This window comes from Actinomadura hibisca NBRC 15177, assembly GCF_001552635.1.
Taxonomy (GTDB): domain Bacteria; phylum Actinomycetota; class Actinomycetes; order Streptosporangiales; family Streptosporangiaceae; genus Spirillospora; species Spirillospora hibisca.
In genome coordinates this window covers 77,652-97,524 of sequence record NZ_BCRO01000044.1, presented here as the reverse complement: position 1 = coordinate 97,524, position 19,873 = coordinate 77,652, and the positions used below count along the sequence as shown (strand labels likewise).

At 71.6% G+C, this 19,873-nt stretch carries 11 protein-coding genes; 4 read left to right on the top strand and 7 right to left on the bottom strand.

The window, feature by feature from the left end:
* Nucleotides 1-69 precede the first annotated feature (69 nt).
* The 5 genes from pglW to AH6_RS21995 form a co-directional block, all read right to left on the bottom strand.
* The gene (pglW, locus tag AH6_RS22015; protein ID WP_067482807.1) at nucleotides 70-4,620 is read right to left on the bottom strand and encodes a BREX system serine/threonine kinase PglW; all 4,551 of its coding nucleotides are present in this window, start codon (nucleotides 4,618-4,620) and stop codon (nucleotides 70-72) included.
* Nucleotides 4,621-4,722: 102 nt separating this feature from the next.
* Nucleotides 4,723-5,946, bottom strand: coding sequence for a DUF2399 domain-containing protein (locus AH6_RS22010; protein WP_067482805.1), 1,224 nt, complete (start codon nucleotides 5,944-5,946; stop codon nucleotides 4,723-4,725).
* Entirely contained in the window at nucleotides 5,943-10,916 is a 4,974-nt protein-coding gene (locus AH6_RS22005; protein ID WP_157431623.1) for an SbcC/MukB-like Walker B domain-containing protein, read from the bottom strand. Before AH6_RS22005 ends, AH6_RS22010 begins: the two co-directional genes overlap by 4 nt.
* Nucleotides 10,917-10,927: 11 nt before the next feature.
* Nucleotides 10,928-12,232 (bottom strand): DUF2398 family protein, encoded by a 1,305-nt coding sequence (locus AH6_RS22000; RefSeq protein ID WP_067482801.1) that lies wholly within the window; start codon nucleotides 12,230-12,232, stop codon nucleotides 10,928-10,930.
* Nucleotides 12,229-13,770: a DUF2397 family protein gene (locus tag AH6_RS21995; RefSeq protein ID WP_218005902.1), complete on the bottom strand. Its 1,542-nt coding sequence runs from the start codon at nucleotides 13,768-13,770 to the stop codon at nucleotides 12,229-12,231. Before AH6_RS21995 ends, AH6_RS22000 begins: the two co-directional genes overlap by 4 nt.
* Nucleotides 13,771-14,034: 264 nt before the next feature.
* On the opposite strand from AH6_RS21995, the gene AH6_RS21990 reads away from it, so the two are divergent.
* Complete coding sequence (locus tag AH6_RS21990; protein ID WP_067482797.1) at nucleotides 14,035-15,339, top strand: alkaline phosphatase PhoX; 1,305 nt, start codon at nucleotides 14,035-14,037, stop codon at nucleotides 15,337-15,339.
* 43 nt (nucleotides 15,340-15,382) lie between these two features.
* On the opposite strand, the gene AH6_RS21985 is transcribed toward AH6_RS21990, so the two are convergent.
* Nucleotides 15,383-15,697 carry a hypothetical protein gene (locus tag AH6_RS21985; protein WP_245679413.1) on the bottom strand — a complete coding sequence of 105 codons (315 nt, stop codon included), beginning with the start codon at nucleotides 15,695-15,697 and terminating at the stop codon, nucleotides 15,383-15,385.
* 50 nt (nucleotides 15,698-15,747) lie between these two features.
* On the opposite strand from AH6_RS21985, the gene AH6_RS21980 reads away from it, so the two are divergent.
* The 3 genes from AH6_RS21980 to AH6_RS21970 are packed head-to-tail and all read left to right on the top strand — an operon-like array spanning nucleotide 15,748 to nucleotide 17,293.
* On the top strand, nucleotides 15,748-16,269 hold the full coding sequence (locus tag AH6_RS21980; protein WP_067482795.1) for a hypothetical protein: 522 nt from the start codon (nucleotides 15,748-15,750) through the stop codon (nucleotides 16,267-16,269).
* Entirely contained in the window at nucleotides 16,266-16,721 is a 456-nt protein-coding gene (locus AH6_RS21975) for an SRPBCC family protein (protein ID WP_067482793.1), read from the top strand. The genes AH6_RS21980 and AH6_RS21975 overlap by 4 nt, the downstream gene beginning before the upstream one ends.
* The gene (locus tag AH6_RS21970; RefSeq protein ID WP_067482791.1) at nucleotides 16,718-17,293 is read left to right on the top strand and encodes a DNA-3-methyladenine glycosylase I; all 576 of its coding nucleotides are present in this window, start codon (nucleotides 16,718-16,720) and stop codon (nucleotides 17,291-17,293) included. Before AH6_RS21975 ends, AH6_RS21970 begins: the two co-directional genes overlap by 4 nt.
* A gap of 13 nt (nucleotides 17,294-17,306) precedes the next feature.
* Here AH6_RS21970 and AH6_RS21965 read toward each other — a convergent pair whose 3' ends face one another.
* Complete coding sequence (locus AH6_RS21965) at nucleotides 17,307-19,871, bottom strand: FtsX-like permease family protein (protein WP_067482789.1); 2,565 nt, start codon at nucleotides 19,869-19,871, stop codon at nucleotides 17,307-17,309.
* Nucleotides 19,872-19,873 lie beyond the last annotated feature (2 nt).

The window sequence follows — 19,873 nt, the reverse complement described above, 5'->3', positions numbered from 1 at the left end:
CTCCGGTCCGGATCGGACCGGGGCTCGTTTCGATTTCTCAGGGAGTTTCACTCGACCAGCGAAACCAGGTCAGCCCGCCCGGTGCACGTTCCTGATCCAGGAGTCGGGGAGCTGAATCCACTCGCCCAACGCCTCCTGGTAAGGCACCGCCACTGTCGCCAAGCGCGGCTCCCGGAACGGGTCGTTCTGCGGGCACAGCACCCACAGTCCCCCTCCGCCCAGGCGGGCTGTCGCGGCCAGCGAGGTCAGCATCCCCATGGCCTGGTAGCGCGCGAAGACCGTCGTGTCGGTCAGCAGCAGCGGCCCGCTGCCTGACGTCAACCGCTCGCGCACCACCGGCTCCATGCGACCCCACGCCGTTCGCGCGTATTCACTGAACTTCGCCGCCGCGCGGCTGCCGGGTTCGGCGACGTCCGCACGCAGGATCGTTTCCCAGGTCGGCTTGCCGCTCGGCGGGACCAGGCCGTGCATCGTCTCCAAGAACAACTGCGTCACCGACAGCGCCTGGGCATTGAAGCGGGTGCTGGTCAGTTCGGCGACCGCGTTCTCACTCAGGCCTGCCCGGACCGTCAGAACCCGGAAGCCGTCGCGGCGGAGCGAGGCCTCCAGACGTTCCTCGGCCTCGGAGGCGGCGGCCAGCTCCGGGTCTTGGGAGTAGCGGGCCGCGCCACCCCGGCGGGTGGAGTGCCGGTCGGCCGTGGAGGTCATGTAGCTGGAGACGTTGTCCAACCTGGTAGGCCGGTAGCGGTAGGTTCCGGTGTCCTTGCGTTTGGCCAGGATCAGGTCGAAGCCCGCCTGCCGCAGCGCCTTGGTCAGCGGACCGCCGGTGGGCAGTCGTCTGCCGTCGTCGTTGAAACGGGGGAAGCGGGCCAGCACCCGGTCATGGATGTCCTCGGCGGTCAGACCGGGCTGGTTCTCCTCCAGGACGCCGGGCAGTACGCGTATCAGGCCCGCCTGTGTCAGACGCAGCGCTCGCACCAGCGGCAGGGTGCGGGGGTAGATCTCCAAGCGGGGGGTGGCGGCGGCGTTCTTGGCGGCTGCGACGGCGATCGCGACCGTGCGGCGTTCGTCCCAGTCGATCGTGCCGGGCGGCGGAGTGATCGCGCTGAGTTCGCCGAGCACGGTCGAGGCGGTGGGGAGCGCTTCGAGGCGGGCGAGGCGGTCGGCGACCTTCCCCAGGCGCTGGGCGTAGTCGAGCAGGCCGGGAGCCGAAGGGGTGTCGGGAGCGTCGTCCTCGCCGACTTCCAAGGCCAGCAGACCGCCGTTGGCGGCGTTGCCCTTGCCGTCGCGGTTGGCGAGGTAGCTGAAGCGGCTGTTCTCCGGGTCGGACTGTTCCACCTCGACAACGGCGCGCACGGCGGCCAAACCGAGCGCACGGCGCGCCACGGGGTCGTGGAGCTGGGTGCCGCGTCGGACGGCGAGCGTTTCGGCGATCTCGACGGCGGAAGCGATCCGCCCCAGATCGGCCAGCAGCTCCAGGATCTCCTCACGCAGCTCCTTGACGGCGGGCAGCTTGCGCCAACGTTTGCGCTGATCGCCCAGAATCTGCGGGACCCGCCCCCGAGTGATGCCCAAGGGTTCGGCCACCTTCGCCTGCGTCGGCCATAGGGGGATGTCGGGTAGTGCGCCGCTCTCGTCGGGCAGCCGCAGCAGCAGCCGCATGGCCTCGACCTCATTGCGGTTCGAGCCGTCGGTCTTCAGTTTCGGCACGAACAGGGTGGCGAGCGCGTCGAGGCTGACATTGCGCAGGGTGTGCGTCGACAGAGTGTCGGCATGTTCGCTCGTCCCCAGCGAGTCGAAGAAGGCCGATTCTTTGTCGCTGAGGCCCTTCATTTCCTGGGCGGCGTCCTTACGGCCCTCAGGCGTGAGCGGCGACCGTGGCGCTCGGCCGAGGCGCTCGGCCCATTCGCGCTGGCGGCGCTGGATCTCGGTGCGGGTCTTGGCGCCCAGGCCGGGGGCGTTGACGAGGTTGCGCCGGCTGTATTCCAGCAGCTCGCCGACCGTGGTGACGCTCAGGCCGTAGAGGAACGACTCGGCAGCCGGAGTCAGGCCGGCGGCCGACAGATGCGTTTCACGAGCGGCCTGGGCGGCGAGTTTGTCGCGCTGCTGCTGAGCGCTCTCCGGCTCGGCGTCGGCGATGCCCGCTGCGGGGACGGGATGGTGGCTGCTGTGGCCATTGGAGGGGACGGTCTCGGCGAGTTGGAGGAAGATTTTGCGCCAGGCGTCCCGCATGGGCTTGAGATCGGGAAACCGCTGGGCGGCGTCCCGGTGCAGGGCCTTACGGAAGAACGCGACCAGGGCGTCGCGGATCGCCGGGTCGAACGCGTCGGCGGCAATGGTGGGGTAGGGCCACGCGTCGGCATCGAGCTGGCGGGGGGAGACCTTGCCGTCGCCCCACTTGGGCAGCTCGCCCGAGGCCATCTCGTGGAGGGTGACGGCGACGGCGTACCGTTCGGCGTGCGCGTCGTACACCGAACGCAGCACATCGCTGATGAATGGATCAAGATACCCATCCGTTCCGGCATCGATCTGCCGCACCGGATAACCCGCCAGCGAAAAGTCGATTAGGACGAGTTCACGCGTGCGGTTGGGGCGAATTCGAATGGCGATGTTGTCGGGCTTGATGTCACGATGCCAGACGCCTTCCCCTTCGCAAAAATCAACCGCCGAAAAGAGATACTCGCCGTAGGCTTCGAGCTGGTCTATCTGGAGACGGCCCTGTTCGCGCAATTGGCGCGCGACGGTCTCGTGCCGGTGCCGGGTGCCCTTCCCCGGCTGGTCGTCGGTGACGCGTTCGTCGCCGACGTACTCCAGCGCCAGGGCAGTGCGGCCGCCGATGAGCAGTGGCTCGGGTTCGACCAGGCGGATCGTGCCGTGGTGGGCGCGCAGCCGCCGCATGATCTCGGCCTCGCGGATCAGGATCGAGGCGCGGGCGTCCGACAGCGCGATCTTCAGGACGGCCAGGGAGCGGCCGCCAGGGAGCTGCTCGGTGGCCGCCAGGTCGCGGACCAGCAGGGCGCGGCTGGTCGAGCCGGTGCCGAGCCGCCGTCGTACCTCCCAGCGTCCCGCCAGCACATCACCGGGGACGGCCTCCAGCGGGTCCTTCTCCGGGGTGGAGGTCGGAGCGGGGTCGGGGACGCTCGACGGGGTGGTCAGCGTGTCCTCGACCGACTCCAGCATCTCCAGGAACTCGTCCACCGTCGACAGGCGGCGGTCCGGGGCGTAGGCCGTGGCGGCCTGGACGAGTTCGTCGATGTCCGGCGAGAGCCCGTCGACGATCGCACTGGGACGTAGGCCGTCGCCCGCCTCCAACTGGGCCAGCACCTCGGCCTGGGACGCGGCGGGCGGTCGGCCCGTGGCCAGCAGGTACGTCAGGACGCCGAGGCCGTAGACGTCCAGGGAGACCGGGTCGGGCTTGACGGCGGTCAGCTCCGGGGCCAGGTAGGCGTCGGAGCCCTCGGACAGGTGGATCGCCGACAGCTTGGTCGGGGCGAAGCGGGTGGAGCCCGCGGATCCGGACCGCTGGGTTGCGATCTGCCAGTCGGAGATCTGGAGCGACGGGGACAACCAGCGGGTGTCCTCGTCGGCGGAGGGGTCACCTTTGCGGCGGGCGCGCGGGATCACGTGCACCGTGTTCGCGGCGAGCGCGCGGTGGTGGATACGGCTGGAGTGGGCGGACCGGATCGTCTCGGCGAGTTGGCGGACCAGGGCCATCCGGCCGAGGATGCCGAGCTTGTCGCCGTAGCGGACCAGGTACTCGTCCAACCGGAGAGTGTCGGGGTGGTAGTCGAAGATCAGGGCGGGCCCGGCGGAATGGCCGGACGGATCGTACTGCTTGAGCTGGACGGCGCCGGGGTGGCGGAAACGTTGCAGGACGGCGGCCTCGCGGCGGGCGGCGTTGTCCACCGACCGGCGGATGGTCGCGTCGGAGCGGCGCTCGCGCAGATAGATGCGGACGCGTGCCATCTCGTGCAGCGTGCTGTGTTTGGCCAGGTAGTCGGCCCAGGTCGGGCCGGTCTCAAACGAGCGGCGCTCCAGCAGGTAGGGGCCGACCTTGAACTCGGCGTCGCTGCGCCGGATGCCGACCTGTTCCAGCGCCGCCTTGATCGCCTTGGCACGGGGGCCGTCGATGCGACGGCGCGCGTCGTGGGGCGGGTGCTGCAACATCTGGAGGAGTTCGGCGGTCGAGTGGACACCGTTCTGGTCGTTGGCGGGCAGTTGGATTCTCAGGCCGGAGGCGGTGAAGCAGACCCCGGCCCCGACCCAGACGCGCTGGCCGTGCTGACCGAGCAGGCCGGCGAGTTCCCTGGCCTTCTTGGTGACCAGGTGCAGGGGGTTGCCGTGGGAGATGCGGCGGCCGCCTGGCGTGGTCTGCACCCAGGTGCCGCTCTCGGCGGCCAGGCGACCGTGCCAGTCCTTCAGCTCGATCATGTGGACGCCGCCGGGGGTGATCACCAGCAGGTCCACCTCCCGGACGTGTCCGGTGGAGGCGGTGAAGGTGAAGTTGGACCAGGCGTACCAGGGGCCGCCGTCGGGCAGGCGGTCGCGGATGGCCTCCAGGCCGCGGCGTTCGTGGTCGAACTCGGACTCGGTGACCGTCGTCCAGCGCCCCTCGCGCATCCCGCTCAACCCCGCACTTCGCCGTGATTCGCACCGGCCGCGGGACCGGCTGCTGATGGAAAGATGTCATAGGTGCGTACCGGCGGACGGGCCGGATGCCGCTCAGGTCTCATGGGGCTCACCAACGGCCAGGACACGGCGGATCACCGCGTCGTTCTCCTGGAAGACCGCGTGCTCGGCGAGGCCGAGCGTGTGCTTGAGCATGGGATCGAACTGCGGGAGGAGCGACACCGCGGAGGCCGCCGGGGAAGCGGCCGCCGCTTCGGCTACGGTCGCGGCGTCCATCGCGATGAGTTCCGCGCCGTACTGGTCGGCGACGGTGGCCGCGATCTGGAAGCCGTGGTGGTCGAGGTCGCCCGCATAACGGATGGTGACGCCCTGGTCGCGTGCCAGTTGGAGGAACACGTGGTCGACCGCGCCGAGTTGTCCGCTGGTGCAGACGAGCGCCACGTCGGAGCCGCGGGCCATGGCCGCTTCCAACAGGGAGGGGTTCTCCACGACCGTCACGGTCTGCGGGGCCAGGGTCGGCGGGTTGCGCGTCAGGTCCAGCAGGGTGAGTGCGACCGGGGTGACCGAATCTTGGAGCCGCCGGTCGATGACGCCGTCTCCGGTGGTCTTGACGCGGTGCAGCAGGACGGTGGCCGAGAGACGGTCGGTGATGATACCGACCTCCGCCAGCAGGACGTGGACCTGGTGGGGACGCGTGGGATCGGCGCGGTCGGTGAACTCGGCGACCGCGTCGATGAGCCGTGCCCTGTTGAGGGTGCCCGGATCGAAGTAGTGCGGGTCGCCCGCGCAGTCGTGGGCGAGCTTCGGCAGGCTGACCGGAGGGTCGTAGGGGAGACCGCCGGTCGCTTGGGCCAGCGCGTTGACGAGGCGGCGGGCCTCGGGCTCGTTGGCTCCGATCCCGCTGGCTTTCAGTCGGTCGACCAGGCGGGGGAAGCGGGCGAGCAGGACGGTTGCGTGCTCCCAGAGAGTACGACGACGTCCGGCCTCGGCCTGTCGGACTGCGAGACGGCTCTCCACGTTCTTACCGACGACCTGCTCGGCCAAGGCGACGAGGTCTTGCGGGGAGGTGCCGGTCGCCTTGAGCAGCGCACGGAGCGGGATCGTGGTCGTCGTTCCGGAGACGCCGACCGGTGAACGGCGCCGAGGAGTGGCGCCCAGCAACGTCCTGATCTCGGCGAGGGCGTACAACGACAGGCCCTCCACCTTCAACGTGGCGATTCCTTCTGGAGAGCCCTTCTCGCAAAGTCTGTCGTGCAGGGCTCGCCAGAACGGCGCGAAGTCCGGGTCGTCCGCGAGCGAGACCAGGCCGCCGGTCATGACACGGACTCCAGGTCGATGGTGAGCGGCTGAGGCTCGCCGTGGCCCTCCCACAGCCAGGGGACGGTGATGCGCTTGCGCCCGTCGGCGACGACCTGGTGCACCATCGCGCGGCCCGCCTCCTTCTTGATCATGGGCGTGATGGACGGGGTGGTCGCCAGCACGTCGAAGTCCCAGGAGCGCAGCAGGGCGAGGACCTGCCGCAGGTTCGGCTCGTCGAAGGCGGCGTCGATCTCGTCGATCGTCAGCAGCCGGGGACCCCGGTAGCCTGCACCGGAGTACATCGACCAGGCGGCGGCCAACAGCGGCAGCATGGTGGCGAGCCTGCGCTCGCCGGTGGACAACGACTCCAGCGGGTTGGAGCGGGTGGTGATCTCCTTGAACGCGGCGGAGGCGGACGCGGAGTCGCCGAAGGAGGAGTGGGTCACCGAGATCTTCCACTCGTGCCACTGTCGGTAGTCGAAGGCGTAGGCGACACGCTCGACCCACGGCTCCCCGGCCTTCTGGTCCATGCGCTTGCGCAGGACGTCGTACATCCGCTCGAAGGTCTCCTCCGACGCGGCCCGGGTGATGAGGTCCATCATCTGGACGGCGTGCTCGTCCTGCTGCCTGATCCTCCAGTCGACCTGGATGCCGACCTGTGCGACGCCGGTGCGCACGTCCTTCAGCGTCGCCCGGATCTGCCCGACCAGTTCGAGGGCGGCGTCCCGGCGGACCAGGATGTCCTTGCGGAGCCGGGTGAACATGCCGGTGCGCATCGCGTGCTTCACATCGTCGCGCAGATCGTTCTCCAGCTGGGCGATGCCCGCGTTCAGGGACTCCAGCGCCACGATCAGGTCCTCACCGCGCGCGGCGTCGGGTTCGGCGACCAGGGCGCGTCGCCAGCCGGTCTCCTCGACCGTGACGAGGATGACCTGGCGGTTGAAGCGGGCCAGGTCGGAGCTGGTCTGGCGGGCGCTGTTCTCCAGGGTGGAGAGAGCGCGGTCGCGGAACGTCGCGAGTTGCGTGCGGCGTTCGGCGTGGCCAGGACGGTCGGCCAGCAACTGCCGCGCCCACGTCAGGCCCGCGGTCAGGTGGGCGGGGCGGCCGGAGGGGGCGGTGGCGATGTCGTCGGGCACCTTCGCCAGGCCCTCGTCCACCAGGCGGCCCAGGGTGCGCAGACAGCGGTCGCGGTGCTGCTCGGCCGCTTCGCGTTTGGGCTTGATGTTGTCGAGGGTGAGCTTGGCGGTGTTCTGCTCGATGGCGGCGGCATGGCGCTCGTTCCCCAGGGTCACGATCTGGCCCTTGGCCTGTTTGAGCTGCTCGAACAGCTGAACCCGGGTCTGCCGCAGCTCCTCGTAGCGTGCTCCGTGCAGCTCGCGGAGCTTGCGGACCTCGGCCAGCGCGGTCGTCGCGACGCCGCGGGCTTCGGCCGCCTGCTCGGCGACGCGGACGGCGCCGGTCCGGGCGGTGGCGGCGGCCTGGTGGGCCCGATGGGCATGCTGCATGAGGTCGACGCAGCGGCGGGCCGCCGATGTCGCGTCCAGGACCAGCCGTTCGAGGGAGGCGATCGCGAGAGTGTGGTCGTCGAGCGCGTCACGGGAGGTCGGCAGCAGCGAGCCGTCGGGGAGGGCCGCCGCCTGGTTGAGGACGCGCAGGGTCTTCCTGACCTCTTCGGCGGCCTTCTCGTAGTGCCCGGCGGCGTCGATGGCGGCGCTGCGGGCGCGGGCGAGGGCCTCTTCGGCGCGGTCTCCGGCCTGGTGAGCGGTGTTCAGGGCATCGAGCGCGGTGCGGGGGAAGAGCGTGTGCTCGGTGTCCGCCTCCTGCTGAGCAGTGGCGGCTTCCTGACGGGCGGTCTCGCTGGCCTCGGCGGTCTGGCGTTGCTCGTAGGCGTGTTCCTCGGCTTGGGCGGCGGCGGAGGCGGCTGCTTCAGCTGTCTGCTCGGCGTGATCGAGCTTCTGCCGGACGTGGGCCAGCCGCGCGGAGCGCTCGGAGACCCGTTGGTTGAGGTCAGCGATGACCTTTTGGAGACGGGCTTCGGCTCGGGCGGTGCGTTGTCCGCCTTGCTGCTCGGTGGCGGCGAGGTTCCGGTCCGACTCCGCCAGACGTTGCCGGGCCGAAGTGAGGGTGTCGGTCGGCGGAAGCGCGTCGTGTTCGGCGGTGGCGGCGATGACGTCGGTCTCATACCGGCGGAGGTCGGCTTCGGCGGCCGACAGGTCGTCTTCGAGTGCGGTGAGTTCGGCTTCCAGGAGGGCGACGCGCTGCTGCCGGGCGCGTTCGCGGGCCGTGCGGCCGATGAACGATGCGCGGTAACCGTCAGGACAGGCGGCGGTGAGCACGCCCTGGTTCAGGACGCCGTCGGCGAGCCTGGCTCCCGGCTGATCGACGGGGACCGCACGGAGCAGCTGCATGATCCGCTCGGCGGGGACGTCCGGGTGGTGCTCGGGGCGGAGCAGGTCGGCGAGCGTCTGGCCGGGGACGGGCAGGTCGGCGTTGAGGACGAGATCGCCCCGGGTGGGCAGGCCGTGCGGGGTGACCAGGGCGTCAAGGAGACCGGACACCAGCAGCGCGCCTTCGATCCGGTCGGCGTCCTCGGGGGAGAGATGTTCGGCGAAGCCGACCAGAGCCCACAGGGGTGTGCCGTCGCCGGTGTTGCGGGTGCGCCATGCCGGGGCGCCGGGGACGGGCGCGGCCTGGCGTGCCTGTGCCAGGTCGGCGCGGAGGGCATTCCTGCGTTCGGTGATCTGTGTGACGGCGTTGCGTGCGGCCGCGACGCGGTGGTGGAGGGTTTCGGCGGCAGAGTTGTGAGCCGCGTGGGCCGCGATCCGGATGGGGGCCGGGTCGAGTTCGTTGAGGTCGGCTGGGGTGGGGAGCGGGATGGCGTTCGGGTCCAGGAAGCTCAGGGAGGCTCGCCAGCGGTGGGTTTCGGTGAGCCAGTCGTGGGCGGCCTGGATCGCTTCGGCCTCGGCGTCGGTCCTCTGACGCCTGGCAGCGGAGACGGCGTTCTGCGCCGCGGAGATTTCTTGGGTGTGGTCGGAACGGGCCTGGACGAGCGTCGTCGCGTCGGCTTCTGCTTCGGCGGCGGTTGCGGTCTGGACGGTGTGCAGTTCACGGTTCGTGGTCTCGACCCGGGCGAGGGTGCCGTGATGGGCGGTACGGGCGTTGGCGGCGTTCCGTTCGGCCTCGCGGGCGCGGGCGTCGTCGGTCGCCGCGCGCTGTTGGTGACCGGTCAGGTCGATGCGGTCGCGGGCCGCCGTGACCTCGTTGCTCAGCCACATCCGCAAGCGGTCGGTGGGGTAGCGGTCGTCGCCCTCGGGAGCGGCGAACTCGGGTGGAGGGGCCTGGAGCTGGCGCAGTGAAGCGGCCCAGGCGGTGAGGGCGTCGAGGAAGGCCGTTTCGGCCTGCTGGGCGGACCGGGCGGCGGCCTCGGCGTCGTCGCGGGCCTGGGACTCGTCGTCGTCGGCCTTGCGGCGGGCCGCGGCGAGCATGCGTTCGGTCGTCTGGGCTTCGCTGTGCCGGAGCAGGGTCTTCTGGACGCGGCGGACCTGCTCGGTGCGGGTCTCGGTCCACGCCAACGGCGTGCCGGACAACGTCTTCAGATCGAGATCGGCCGGCACAGCGTGCGGCTCGGCGGCGATGAGGTTGCGGAAGGCGGCGAGCAGCCGGTCGACGGCGGACTCGGCTCCCAGGCGCCCGGACTGCTTGTGGAGGTTGTCGGCGAAATCCTCCAGATGGGTCTGGGTCTGCTGGGCGTCGGTCGCGGCATCGGCCGCCTGCTGCTCGGTGTCGGCGGCGGCCCGGACCGCCTGCTCCGCTCGCTGCTCGGCGGCTTTGGCGGCGTCGTCCAGCTCGGTGGCGCGTTGCTCGCGCAGGGGGAGTTCGGCTCCGGCGTGCTCGTTGAGAGCACGGTCGGCGGCGGAGAACTCGCCTTCGAGGCGGTCGGCTTCGGCGCGCGTCCGCCGCAACCGTTCGTCGACCTGGTCGGCCGTCTGCTGCGCGGCGGCCAGCGCCTCGGTCGCCTGGCGCGCGTCCCGGGTCAGGTCGTCACAGGCGTTGTTGGCGGTGGCCAGCTCGGCGGCCTGGAGTTGGGTGATCGCGTTGCGGTAGCTGCGGTAGTTGCGTTCTGTTTTGGTGAGGGAATCGGCTTCCTCGCGGGAAAGGGTGAGCTGCCGCTCCAGCTCGGAGATCCGCTCCATCGTGTCGGCGACGAGTTTGAGCCGGTCGGGCTCCAACGCGGGCAGCGCGTCGGTGAGGACCTGCTGCATCCGGTCGGGGGAGATCGCCTCGGCGGTGCGGACACTGCGCAGACTGCGCAGCACCCCGATCAGCGCGTCGAACTGGATCTCGTTGAGGGGCGCGAACAGCCTGGTCCGGACGGCGTGGCGGAACTCCGGCTCGTCGCCGACGGACGCGAGTTCGGCGGCGGCCGGCGCATGGAGCTTGGCGGAGGAGGTGAACAGTTCGCCGTCGCAGGCGGCCAGTTGCGCAGCGAGGTCGTCGATGCGCACCGATTCCTGCGCACGCCGCAGCACCAGGTCGTGTCCGACCCGGGCGGGCACGATGAAGAAGGCGCGGTGCAGCCTGCCTCCGACCGCGCGCAGCCACATGCCCGTCGTCAGGTAGACCGTGGCCCCGGTCTCCTCGTCCCGCCGCCCGTACTCCAGCCACCATGCGCCGGTCCGGTCCTCCTGCTCCTTGCGGTCGGTGTGCCTGCTGAGCAGCGTGCCGCTCGCCTTGCCCGACACCGACAGCGCCTTCTGCGAGGTCTCGGCGTCCAGCAGCACGGTGATCAGCATCGAGGCGGTGAGGGACTTGCCCGAGCCGTTGGGGCCGGCCAGGGCGAGCCAGCCGTCGGCGAACCACAGCGGTTCGTAGGCCCACGCCCAGGTGTTGACCGCACCGGCGCGAGTGGGCTGCCAGCGCCCTGTGGCGCCCGGCTCGCCGAACGCGGCCGTCTCCACCGATCGGAACGGTTCCTCGTCCTTCGCCACGGAACGCTCCTTCATCCTTCGTCGGTGAGCGGCAGGGCGTCCTGGGTGGTGCGGGCCGCCTGGGCCGGAGTGCTCTTGCCAGGGGCACCGGAACGGACCTTGACCTGCCACAGGTGGATGCCGGGCGTCGGGAGCCAGACGTCCGCGGCATCGGGCGCGGGGCGCAGCAGCTTGACGGCGGTCAACTCGGCGGCGGCGGCCCGCGCGAGGGCAGGGAGGCGCTCCGCGTAGGCGGCGGCCCAGCGGGGCCGGTCCTGACGCGCCTGTTCCAACATCTCGACCACCTCGTCGATGCGCAGGGGAGACATGGGCGCGGTCCGCTTGGCGAGCGAGGCGAGGAGCGCCAGGGCTGCTTGGCGTTCGGTGCGTCGCCCGTTGGGGAACTCGAGGACGGTGCCGTCCCCGCACGGGTCGGTGACCTCCCACCAGTCCCGGCGGACCGTCGCGGTGTAACCGAGGGAGGTCAGCAGGTCCAGGGCGACGCCGCGTCCGGTGAGGGTGTGGAGGTAGGGCGAACCCTCCGTCGCGTCGTCGGTCGGGTCGGTGGCCGGGTCGTCGGCGAGCCGGCGCAGCAGGCGCAGGCGCCGGTCTTCGAGGGAGGGGGCGGAGGCGGGGGTGCCGGGCTCGACGCGGTCGGGCAACGTGCCCTGCGAGAGCGCCGCCGCGTGCTGTTCGGGGGGCAGCGACTCCAGATCGAGCAGCAGGGGGGAGAGGGAGGAGAACTTGGCGGCCAGCCGCTCCCGTGAGGCCGCGACCACCAGGTCGGCGTCCTCGTCGTCCACCGCCTGGTCGAGGTCGGCGTCCACGGTGACCGTGCCCTCGGCGACCAGGAGTTTCAGGACGTCCACCAGTGTCTGCCGGTTGCCGCGCGCCTCCTGCTTGGACACGCCTTCGGCGACGACCACGGGGAACTCCGGGAGCGTGCCGGCCTCGGCCTCGGCGGCGCAGGTCTGGGCGATCGCCTGGAGCAGGTCGCGCAGGCTCATCCGGGATCTGCGCCAGAGCTGTTCGCAGACCAGCGCGCCGCACACCAGGACCGCCCTGGAGGCGAGCGGGCCGTCGCCGCGGGAGCGTTGCAGCCACGGGCCCCGGTCGGCGGGGACGTCGGTCCTCCTTTTGTGCAGGCGGATCAGCTCGGCGGTCTCCAGGACCTCCAGCGTCCAGTCCAGCTCCTTGCGGAAGAACTCGGCGAGCTGTTGTCGTCCTTTGAGCGCCTTCCGGTACTGCTCGGGATCGGTCTCGGCGCGGAGGCCGCCCGTGGCGTTCAGGACACGTGCGGCGGTGCGCAGGTCCGGGTCGAGGAGACGGTCGCTCATGCGATGCTCCGGACGGCGTTCCGGCTCTGGGCGGATTCGGCGGACATGACGCAGATGCGCAGATCGCGGGTCGTCAGCCCGCCTTCGGCGAGGGCGGCCCGGGTCAGGCGCGTGTCGCCGTAGCGGACCTCGACCAGGACGTTCGCGCCGTCGACCCGCCCGGTGCCGGCCTCGGTGGTGGAGTTGATCTGCGCGAGCGCGGTCTCGACGGCGCGGAACAGGGCGTCGGCGGCCTCGGCGTCCAGGCCGTTGAAGTGGTCGAGGGAGACCTCGCCGGGAGTGACCAGCAGTGCGGTCAGGCGGCGTCTGCGTTCGGCCTCGGCTCTGGCCTGCGCCAGCGCCGCGTCGCGTTCGGCGGTGGTGTCGGGAACCTTGCGAGGGCGGCCGCTGATGCGCCCCTGCCGTTCGTGCTCGCGAAGGGTGACTTCGATGCGGCGGGGGTTGGGGCTGGTGGCGGCCTCGGTGCCGTGCGCGACGTCCTCCTCGGAGAGCGGGGTGACCGCGTGCCAGGCGGGCCAGTCACCGAAGGCGGCGGCATGGACGCGGCGGGCGTCCTCATCGCTGGCCTGCCGGTGCAGGCTGCGCGCGAGCGCGTGGAAGTCGGCCCCCAGGTCGGAGCCGCGCCGATGGGCCGAGTAGCGGCGGTCGATGGCGACCAGCAGCGTGTGCACGGCTCCGGAGGCCGAGGTGATCAGTTGTTGGACGGTGCCGTCCGGGACGAACCACGCCTCCAGGTCCGACAACCGCCGGACCTGCTCCTCGATCCAGTGGTGCTGGTCGCGGGCGTCGATGAGCCCGGCGTGCGCGACGGCGGCCTCGACGATGTGCCGGTGGCCCACCTTGCTCAGGTTCGCCAGCCGCTGCTCGACCTGGGCCAGGCCGCGTTCGTACTCGCGGGGGAACTGGCGCAGGGCTTCGATGACACGGTCCCGGTTCTCGCCGAACAGGGCGTCGTCGGTGACGTCCGCCTGGACCAGTTGGGCGAGGGCGGTGTAGAAGTCGGCGGTCACGCGCTGCAACTCGTCGATGCGGGTGCGGACGTCGTTGAGGTCCATGGGCAGCAGGCCGTGGTCGCGCTCCGGCCCGAAGTGCTCGACGAGGGCCGTGACGGTGTTGGCGACGCTGACGAGCAGGCGGCTGGGGAGCTGGAGCGCCCGGCCGGCGTCGAGCACGGCGGTCCGCACGGCCGCGACGACGCTGCGCCCCTTGCGGGTGAGGGCCCACGCCTCCTGCCGCACGATCAGCCCCTGGTAGTTGCGGACGGGGGCGGTGTAGTCGCGGAACGGCTCGGCCAGCCCGGCCGTCGCCAACCGGTCGAGCGCGATCCGGAGGTCATGCTCGGAAAGCGGATCGTGGAAGCCCACGCTGCGCATCTGGGCCGCGACCTCGTCCAGGTCGGCCATGGGGCCTCGGGTCGACAATTCTTCGAGTGCGGCCAGCAGGGCGGTGTTGCGCTCGCGCGCCAGGTCGTCGGAGAGGGAGAAGACGGTCCAGTCGGAGGGGTAAACCGCCTGCCACCAGAGGCGGGGCTTCTCCACGGCGGCCTCCCTGGGGCGTAGGCGCATTGGTGCTGTGCGTAGTCAGATCGCCATGACTATCAAGAAAACTTCTGTTAAGGGAATATCTTTTGGAAAATTGGCCACCTTCTTCCTGCTTGGTGTCCTGTTTTGTCTTTATTGCCACGAACTTTTGTTCGGTTTCTCGGGTGAGCTAAGGGTTGGGGTGGTGTTGGAAGGGCGTTCACGTGAGGTTCAGAGGCGGACGGGAGGGTTCGCGTGATTCCGTCATGCGAAGGAGCCCTGATGTCCGTTTCCCGTCGTGGGGTCATGAAGGGCGGCGCGGCCGGTGCGCTGTCCATCGCGCTCGCAGGCAGCCTTGAGACCGTCTTTCAGACCGCCGCCAGTGCCGAGGCTTTCGGATATGGGCCGCTCGTGCCCGACGCCAAGGGTGTGCTCGACCTCCCCCAGGGGTTCTCCTACACCACCCTCTCCGCCGAGGGCGACGTCATCGCCGACGGCGTCAAGGTCCCCGGCAAGCATGACGGGACCGCCACCTTCCCCGGCAGCAAGGCCGGGAACCTGCGGTTGGTGCGTAATCACGAGCAGACCGCCAGTGGGGTCAAGCCCGTTGCGCCTGCCGAGCTTGTCTACGACCCCGCTGCTTATGGCGGCACCACCACTGTTGAGCTGGACCGCAACAACAAGGTCGTCGCGCAGCGCATCAGCATCGCGGGCACGGCCACCAACTGCGCCGGTGGCCGCACCCCTTGGGGCACCTGGCTCACCTGCGAGGAGACCGAGGGCTTCGCCGGGCAGACCAAGTCGCACGGCTGGGTCTTCGAGGTCGACCCCACCGGCCAGCGCACCAAGCCCCTCCCCATCACCGGTATGGGACGCTTCGCGCACGAGGCCGTCGCCATCGACCCGCACACCCATACCGCCTACCTCACCGAGGACGCCAGCAAGCCCTTCGGCCTCTTCTACCGCTTCCGTCCCCGCGCGCACCGGGGCGACTACCACTCCTACCTCCAGGGCGGGCGGCTGGAAGCGCTGAATGTGCGGGACCTGCCCGACCTCTCGCTCGCCCAGGAGCCCGGCGAGAAGTTCCGGTGCCGCTGGGTCAAGGTGCCCGACCCGTCCGCCGCCGCCCTCTCGACGCGCAAGCAGTTCGACAAGATCACGCGCAGCCAGAAGCTGGAGGGCGCGTGGTGGGGGCACGGCAAGGCCTACTTCGTCGCCAGCTACTCCCGCAAGGAGGACGGCGCGGCGGCCGACCACGCGGGCCAGGTCTGGAAGTACGACCCGATCACCGACACCATCGAGCTGGAGCTCGTCTTCAAGCCCGGCGGCCGGTTCGACGGCCCCGACAACATCACCGTCTCGCCCTACGGCGGCGGCGTCATCCTCGCCGAGGACGGCGACGGCGAGCAGTACCTCGTGGGCGCGACCGGCAAGGGCGAGCCGTTCGCGTTCGGCCGCAACGCCTTCAACGGCAGCGAGTTCACCGGCGTCACCTTCTCCCCGGACGGGCGCACCCTGTTCGCCAACCGGCAGGACCCCGGCGTCACCTTCGCCATCTCCGGCCCCTGGGACACCCTGCGCGCGTAGGGATGGGGCAGGGCCCGTCGCCTTCGAGGCGGCGGGCCTTTTCCTATGCCAGGCCCCGGCGCGACAACACCGGCTGGGTCGTCCCCTGGATCGCCGACACCATGTCCAGCACCTGCCGCAGCGCCGGGACGCTCGCGGGCGGCGTCAGGAACAGCCGCACCCCCAGCCACGCGTAGACCGACGCCGCCGCCAGCATCCCCGGGTCCTCCTCGGACTCGGCCCGCAACGTCACCCGCACCGGTTCCCCGGCCGCCACCAGCGCCGCCACGCGGGCCGCCGACGGCATCACGCCCGCGTCGATCACGGGGCCGTCCGGCATCGTCCCGAACGGAACCGGTGTGTGCTGTTGCGCCTGCATGACCCCGAGCATGGCACGATCGGGAGGCGGAGCCGTAGACAGAACGGAGCATGATCGTGATCGTGGTGCTCATCCTGGCCGGCCTGGCCGTGCTGGGGGCCGTCGTCGTCCTCGCCATGGGCCGGGGCGGCGAGCTGGCCGAGACCCATCCCGATCATCCACCGCTGCCGCTGCCCACCGGGCGGCCGATCACCGGCCCGGAGGTCGCCCTGTTGCGGCTGCCGCGCGGGCTCTGGGGCTACCAGGTCGGCATCACCGACGAGGCCCTGCAACGCCTCGCCTACGCCCTGGCCGAGCGCGACGCGCGCATGGCTGTCATGGAGCAGCACCTGGTCGAGCTGCGGCACCGGCTCGGCGAGGTGGAGGACGAGGGCGAGCAGTGGGACGGCCTCTACGGCCCCGAGGACGTCGCGGCCCCCGTCGAAGCGTCGGCCGACCATGCTGAGGACGAGAAGTTCGAGGACGGCCTGTTCGACGACCCCGCGCCCATGTCCGAGACCGCGCCCGTCGTGCTGGTCAAGCGGCCCGCCGCCGACTTCGCCGATGAACCCGAGCCCAGGGAGATCACGTGAGCCAGGCCGCCGTCCACGCCGAGAGCCGCGCCGACGTCTCCGCCGACACGCTGTTCGCCGTCCTCACCGACTGGCCCCGGCACGCCGAGTGGATGCCGTTCACCCGCGCCGAGGGCGGCCACGAGGTCGGCGGGCGGCTGGAGGCGTGGACCGGGATCGGGCCGGTGGGCTTCCTCGACACCATGGTCATCACCGACTGGCGGCCGGGCCGCCGGGTCGCGGTGCGGCACACCGGGAAGATCGTGCGCGGCGAGGCGTGGTTCAAGATCACGGAAGAGCCCGGGGGCGGCAGCCGCATCGTGTGGGCCGAGCGCGTCGACCTGCCGTTCGGGCCGCTCGGCCGGGTCGGCTGGCTGGTGGCCGGGCCCGTCGTCCGCGCGTTCATGGGGCTGGGGCTGCGCCGTCTCGCCCGGCTCGCCGCGACCGCGCCGTCCCCGCTGGCGGTGCCGTGAGCGGTCCCGCCGAGGGCCCCGACGGCCTGCTGCGCTGCCCCTGGAGGCCCGTCACGCCCGAGTACGTCGCCTACCACGACGAGGAGTGGGGACGGCCCGTCCGCGACGATCACGGCCTCTACGAGCGACTCTGCCTGGAAGCCTTCCAGTCCGGCCTGTCGTGGCTGACGATCCTGCGCAAACGCGAGGCGTTCCGCGCTGCGTTCGCCGGGTTCGACCCCGAGAAGGTCGCCGCCTTCGGCGACGGCGACGTGGTGCGGCTGCTGGACGACGCCGCCATCGTCCGCAACCGCGCCAAGATCGAGGCGACGATCGCCAACGCCCGCGCCGCCCTCGATCTGCCCAACGGCCTCGCCGCCACCCTGTGGCGCTACGCCGACCCCGACGCCCCCGCCCCCGTCACCACCGAGGACGTGCCCGCCGCCACGCCCGCCTCCAAGGCCATGGCCAAAGAGTTGAAAAAGCACGGGTTCCGCTTCGTCGGCCCGACCACCGCCTACGCCCTCATGGAGGCGTGCGGCCTGGTGGACGACCACCTGGCCGCCTGCCACCGGCGCGGCGCGTACCGCTGATCACTCGGCCCTGTCATTCGGCACGTGCCGCCTCCAGGACCGGCACCTGTGACGCGCGGCGGCCCGGCAGCGCCGAGACGCCCAGCGTCACCGCCGCCGCCCCGGCCGCCACCAGCGGCAACAACCACCACGGCGGCGCGGGCCGCAGGAACGAGCTGCCGCTCACCGCGTACGCCAGCGTCTGCGCGCCGAACGCCGCGCCCACGCCCAGCAGCGTGCCGATCAGCACCACCGCCGCCGCCTCCCAGTGCACGATCTCGCGCACCTGCTTCGCCGTCGTGCCGACCGCGCCGAGCAGCCCGAACTCGCGGGTCCGCTCGCCGACGCTCATCGACACCGTCGTCGCCATCCCGAACAGCGCCAGCAGTAGCGCCATCCCGATGAACCCGTAGATAAGCCGGGTGCCGCTCGTCATCGCGCTGGCGGCGACCTCCACGTAGGCGGCGCGGTCCAGCACCCGCACGCCCGGCACGGCGGCGGCCCGCTCGATCGCGGCGGCCGAACCGCCCTTGACCAGCACCGCCCTGGCGGGCGCGGCCGGGTCCAGGCGGTCCATGGTGGCGGTCCCGGCGAGGGCCTGGTCGGCGAACACGTGCGACGGGTCGTGGTAGGCGTCGGCGATCTTCAGGGTGACGCGGCCGCGCGCACCGCGTACCACGATCGTCTGCCCGACCTTGAGGCCGTGGGTCTCCAGAATGGCCGAGGTCAGGGCGATCTCGCCGTCTCGGAGGGGCCGCAGGGCGCCGCCGAGCTTCACCAGTTTCGGCAGCGTCGCCTGGTCGGCCCCGGTCACCTGGACGGTGTTCGGGACCGCCTCCTCGATGGTCCGGCCGCGCGGTCGGACCAGCGTGACGGTCGTGTCGGTGAGCGTGCCCGCCGCCGTCACGCCCGGCACGGTCGCGACCCGCCCGGCCGCGTCGCGGGGCAGCGCGGACGCGCCGTCCGCCGTGCGGGCGTCCGGGGCCAGCGCGTGGTCGGCGCGCATCGCCTGCGCGCCCGTCTCGGCGAACCGCGCGTCGGCCGACATCACCAGCAGCGCGGTGGAGACGGCCAGCGCCACGCCCAGCATCAGCGACGCGGCCGCCGCCGACACCCGGCGCGGGCTGCGCACGATCGTGGCGCGCGCCAGCCGTCCCGCCTCCCCGCCGAACGCCATGCCGAGCCGCCCCACCAGGCCGCCCAGCGGGCCGACGACCAGCGGGGACAACACCGCCAGCGCCGCCGTCGCGATCATCGAGCCCATCAGCGACACCATCGTGACGCCGACGGTGCGCTCGGGGCCGGGCGGCTCCTCCGCGCGCACGGCGAACACCAGCCCCCAGAACAGCCCGGCCAGCGCGAGCACCCCGAGCGCGCCGAACACCCGCTTGCGGACCGGGCCGCGCTGCTCGGTCGCGGTGTCGCGCAGCGCCTGCATCGGCATGACGCGCGCGGCGGCGCGGGCCGCTCGCCACGCCGACAACTGGGTGACCAGCAACCCGGCCAGCGCCGACACCAGCACCACCCAGCCGAACCGTGTCTGACCGGCGGAGATGTCGAAACCGTCCTGGGCGAACTGCCGGGCCAGCAGCGCCGACACCGGAACGCCCACGAACGCGCCGCCGATCCCGGCGACCGCGCCGAGGGCCAGCGCCTCCAGCTTGATCAGCCGCTTGATCTGGCGCGGCGTCGCGCCGATCGCGCTGAGCAGCGCCAGCCGCCGGGTGCGCTGGCGGACCAGGGTGCCGAAGGTGTTGGCGACGACGAACAGGCCGGTGAACACCGCGACCGAGGAGATGAGGCTGAGCGCGCCGCCGACCGACGCGCCGGACGAGGCGATCTCGGCGGCCTGCGCGTCGCGCAGCGACTTGGCGGCGCGGACGGTGGCGGTGCCCTTGAAGTCGCGGGCCAGCCGGGTCTTGAGCGTGGCGGGTGTGATGCCGGGGGCCGCCTTCACCCAGACGGTCTGCCAGGCGTCGGCGGGCAGTCCGGCCAGGTGTCGCACGGTCGCGGGCGGGGCGAGGATCAGGTCGCCTCCGGCCACCGCGCCGCGCCCGCTGACGGTCACCACGCCGACGATCTTCACGTCGCGGGCCTGCTGGGGCAGCACCACGCGCAGGCCGTCGTGCTTGCCGTTCGCGTCGGCCAGGTGCCGGACGACCGCGACCTCGTTCTCGGCGGCGGGCGCGCGGCCCGACTCCAGCTTGTAGGGGCTGAGGCGGGCGTCGGCGATCCAGGGGCGCAGCAGCGTGCGGCCTCCGGCGGACGGGGTCAGTTGCTTGCCTTCGGGGGACATCGCTGTGACGGGAAGGATGGCGTCACCTGCCACCGCCGCGACGCCGGGGCGCGCGGCGACGTCGGCGGGCTTGATCCGGCCGTCTGGGAGGGAGTAGAGGTCGGTCTCGTCCACGGTGCCGCCCTGCACGAGGACGTCGGCCTTGGCGTACTCGCTGGCGTTGTTGCCCGACACCGCGTCCTGGGCCCGCAACGTGAAGTCCAGCGATCCGGCGATCAGGCCGACCGAGAACAGCGCCGCCAGGAGCGTCGCCACCAGGCGGCCCCAGCCTTCGGTGAACGAGCGGCGCGCGATGAGCCACATCG

Excerpts from the sequence above, each read along its gene's own strand:
- pglW (WP_067482807.1), bottom strand. The coding sequence starts at position 4,620 with ATGCGCGAGGGGCGCTGGACGACGGTCACCGAGTCCGAGTTCGACCAC.
- AH6_RS22010 (WP_067482805.1), bottom strand. The coding sequence starts at position 5,946 with ATGACCGGCGGCCTGGTCTCGCTCGCGGACGACCCGGACTTCGCGCCG.
- AH6_RS22000 (WP_067482801.1), bottom strand. The coding sequence starts at position 12,232 with ATGAGCGACCGTCTCCTCGACCCGGACCTGCGCACCGCCGCACGTGTC.
- AH6_RS21990 (WP_067482797.1), top strand. The coding sequence starts at position 14,035 with ATGTCCGTTTCCCGTCGTGGGGTCATGAAGGGCGGCGCGGCCGGTGCG.
- AH6_RS21985 (WP_245679413.1), bottom strand. The coding sequence starts at position 15,697 with ATGCAGGCGCAACAGCACACACCGGTTCCGTTCGGGACGATGCCGGAC.
- AH6_RS21980 (WP_067482795.1), top strand. The coding sequence starts at position 15,748 with ATGATCGTGATCGTGGTGCTCATCCTGGCCGGCCTGGCCGTGCTGGGG.
- AH6_RS21965 (WP_067482789.1), bottom strand. The coding sequence starts at position 19,871 with ATGTGGCTCATCGCGCGCCGCTCGTTCACCGAAGGCTGGGGCCGCCTG.